Origin of the sequence: Phytoactinopolyspora endophytica (assembly GCF_004138495.1) — a bacterium.
Lineage (GTDB): Bacteria > Actinomycetota > Actinomycetes > Jiangellales > Jiangellaceae > Phytoactinopolyspora > Phytoactinopolyspora endophytica.
This window is the reverse complement of sequence record NZ_ML142855.1, coordinates 17,457-19,908: the sequence shown is the minus strand read 5'-3', so window position 1 is coordinate 19,908 and position 2,452 is coordinate 17,457. Positions and strand designations below refer to the sequence as shown.

Below are 2,452 nucleotides of genomic sequence, written 5' to 3'. Positions count from 1 at the left end.
CATGACTCGACTGTCGATCTTCGATCCGGAGGAGACCGTCACCGTCACTCCGCTGCGCACATTCCCGGTCATCCGGGATCTGGTCACCGACGTCTCGTACAACTACGAGAAGGCGAAGCAGGTGCCGACGTTCGCGCCCGAGCCGCGGCAGCCGGACGGCACGTACCGGATGCAGCAGGAGGACGTCGAGCGCGGGCAGGAGTTCCGCAAGTGCATCGAGTGCTATCTCTGCCAGACGGTCTGCCACGTAGTCCGTGACCACGAGGACAACAAGACGGCGTTCGCCGGGCCGCGGTTCTTCCTCCGCTACGCCGAATTGGAGATGCACCCGCTGGAGACGAACGACCACCGGGAGGCCGCCAGCGCCGAGGCAGGCGTGGGCATGTGCAACATCACCAAATGCTGCACCGAGGTCTGTCCGGAGGGCATCAAGATCACCGACAACGCCATCATCCCGGTCAAAGAGCGCGTCGCTGACCGGAAGTACGACCCCCTGGTGTGGTTGGGTTCGAAGATCTTCCGTCGCTCGTCCGACACCTGACGACGTCCCTGGACGGGACAAAACGGTCGGTTTCCCGCGACGATCAACGACTTGGTGGCACCGACTGCTGGGCGGCCCATACCCTTTCCGGTACATGAGCATCGGGCGCACGATGCTATGGACGTCGTGCGCAATGCTGCTCGGGGAAGGAGATTTCTCGTATGACAGTCTTCGACGACGATGCGTTGTACGCGATGCTGGCCGGAATTCCACAGTGGTCGGGTGACACAAAGGCGATCAGCCGCACGGTGCGGGCACGGGACTTCCGGGCCGCCATCGGCATCGTCAACGACGTGGCCGACGCTGCCGAGGAGGCCGACCACCACCCGGACATCGACATCCGGTACAACACTCTGACGTTCACCCTCTCCACCCACTCCGCCGGCGGAGTGACCAGTGCCGATGTCGACCTCGCCCGTACCATCGACGCGATCGTCAACGGTCGGAGCACGGCGTCCTAGGTATCCTCGCACCCGGTCGATGCGGCTCCCGCGCTCTTCACGGGCCACTTACTCCTCCGTGGTTGCGATCGCGACTGCGATGTAGTTCCGTGCTTCAGAGCAGTCGGACGTCGTACCTTTAGGGTTTGTGGCAGCGCGCAAGTTCCGGGAGATCGCCGACCTCATCGCGGCGGAGATCGACGGCCTCCCGCCCGGGACTCGCATCGCGGGCGAGAGTGAGATCGGCGAGCGCTTCGGCGTGGGCCGTGCCGCCGCGCGGGCGGCGCTGCAGGAGCTGCAGCGCCGGATGCTCGTCCGCAGGGTCCAGGGCGTGGGAACCTTCACCGCACGCCGGATCGACTACCTCATCTCTGGGCACCGGGCACCGTCCTGGAGTCAGACCGTCCGCGACAGTGGCTCGGTACCCCGCACGGTGGTGCGATCATGCGCCGTCGCTCCGATGCCGGCCGACGTGGCCGGGCTGCTCGGCTACGAGCCCAGCACTCCGTGCCATCTCCTGCAGCGCCGATCGTTCACCGACGAGGTCCCGGCCGCATGGGGCCTGGAGTGGGTGCCGGTCGATGTCATCGGCGAGTTGGCCATCGCAGTCCAGCATTTCGGCTCGCTGCATGTCATCCTGCGAGACATGGCCGGGGCAGAGCCCCAGCGGGCATGGTCCCGTGCCAGCCTGGAGACCACGGACGACCACGTGGCCGCGGAGCTGGGCTGCACGCCCGGGGATTCCGCATGGCTGGTGGAGAGCCTCAATCACGATGCCCGAAGCGGCCGGCTGCTATGCCTCACCCGGCGCTGGATGCGGTCCGACGCGGTCCGCTTGACCATAGAGACCGGAAGTGCCCCGCCCTCTCATGCACCGTAAGACAACATCGAGTCCAACAGGCCCGCCGCTTCCAACGTCCGCTCCGCGATGACGGGCGGGAGAGTCATCCCCCGGCCGCCCGGACCGGTCACCAGGTGCACTCCCAGCAACACCTCGCGGTGCAGATAGATCCCAAAGCCCTGCTCACCGGAGGCGTCCGCCGCGTCGGTCTCCGCGCCGGCGGTGGGAGCGGCGCCTCCGCCATCCGGTACCAGCTGGCTGTAGACACCGGCCCAGCGACGTTCGATCGCGGGCAACGGCCTGCCCAGCACGTTCTCGGCACGCTGGGCCAGCAGGCGGTACGGTTCCTCTTCCCCCACCGCCATCGGTCAACCGCGGGCCCGCCGAGGACACCGAGACGTCGATGGCCTCACGCTCGCCGACGAACCGGTAGCGCCCGGTACCCAGCAGGAAGGCACGCACCGTCGCCGGCACCATCCGCGGCTCCACCGCGGCGTCCCGTCGTGCGTAGACTCCGGCCAGCGCTGTTCCGCGCAGCGCCGGGTGACCATCAAGGACGTACCGCGAGCCGCGGCTTGCGGTACCCGCCGCCCGCGCTGTCGGCCAGCACATCGGCCAGTTCCGAGAGCG

Annotated in this window: 4 protein-coding genes; 3 read left to right on the top strand and 1 reads right to left on the bottom strand. The window is 67.5% G+C overall.

Features of this window, described 5'->3' with window-relative positions; translation table 11 throughout:
• From ELR45_RS14940 to ELR45_RS14930, 3 genes are all read left to right on the top strand, one after another.
• Positions 1-541 (top strand): succinate dehydrogenase/fumarate reductase iron-sulfur subunit (locus ELR45_RS14940; RefSeq protein WP_240759728.1); only part of this gene is annotated, 541 nt, incomplete at its 5' end.
• A 161-nt stretch (positions 542-702) separates the two neighbouring features.
• Entirely contained in the window at positions 703-1,002 is a 300-nt protein-coding gene (locus tag ELR45_RS14935; protein WP_129667135.1) for a 4a-hydroxytetrahydrobiopterin dehydratase, read from the top strand.
• A 127-nt stretch (positions 1,003-1,129) separates the two neighbouring features.
• Positions 1,130-1,861, top strand: a complete 732-nt coding sequence (locus tag ELR45_RS14930; RefSeq protein ID WP_129667134.1) for a GntR family transcriptional regulator — start codon at positions 1,130-1,132, stop codon at positions 1,859-1,861.
• Here ELR45_RS14930 and ELR45_RS14925 read toward each other — a convergent pair.
• Complete coding sequence (locus ELR45_RS14925; protein WP_129667133.1) at positions 1,849-2,187, bottom strand: hypothetical protein; 339 nt, start codon at positions 2,185-2,187, stop codon at positions 1,849-1,851. The genes ELR45_RS14930 and ELR45_RS14925 overlap by 13 nt on opposite strands.
• Positions 2,188-2,452: the final 265 nt, after the last annotated feature.

What these genes read in the sequence shown, in the direction of transcription:
- ELR45_RS14935 (WP_129667135.1), top strand. Translation starts at nt 703, where the DNA reads ATGACAGTCTTCGACGACGATGCGTTGTACGCGATGCTGGCCGGAATT.
- ELR45_RS14925 (WP_129667133.1), bottom strand. Translation starts at nt 2,187, where the DNA reads ATGGCGGTGGGGGAAGAGGAACCGTACCGCCTGCTGGCCCAGCGTGCC.